Annotated in this window: 1 pseudogene; it reads right to left on the reverse strand. The window is 44.2% G+C overall.

The annotated features are described in order from the left end of the window. Positions 1-66: 66 nt before the first annotated feature. Positions 67-455: pseudogene (locus tag KNQ15_RS16655) on the reverse strand (IS3 family transposase); the annotation flags it as partial.

A 455-nucleotide genomic window follows, 5' to 3' on the forward strand; every position in this document is an offset into this window, starting at 1 on the left:
TCACGAACCGACTCGACGATTGTTTTCGTAAGACAATATTGATTGCCTGATAGCGTTCAGATGCCGTTAGTTTCGGTACTTCGCCTCTCTTTCGAGAGCTTCTAGCTTTTTTAGTAATTCATTCTCCGCTGTGAGGTACTTAATTCGTGCTTCAGCTCTCGCAAGTCGTCGTTCGACGGAATCATCTTTTTTTGGTCGACCTCCAAGATTAGATTTTCCACGTCTCTCATTCAGGAGTCCTTCTTCTCCATAAATGCGATATGTCTTCCGCCACCGTTTCAACGCTTCGTTCGGCGTTTGCTTACCGATCATGTCCAGGTCAAAGCCGCTTTCCTCAAAGATTTGTATCGGTCGCTTACCATCTAAATTCTCACGTACAGCGTGAATCTTAAATTCTCCTTTGTATTGAATCGTACGATCTGATACAGAGGCTACGTGAAGATTCGCTTCAAGTT

The sequence above is a fragment of the Exiguobacterium sp. s168 genome (assembly GCF_018619035.1).
Lineage (GTDB): Bacteria > Bacillota > Bacilli > Exiguobacteriales > Exiguobacteriaceae > Exiguobacterium_A > Exiguobacterium_A acetylicum.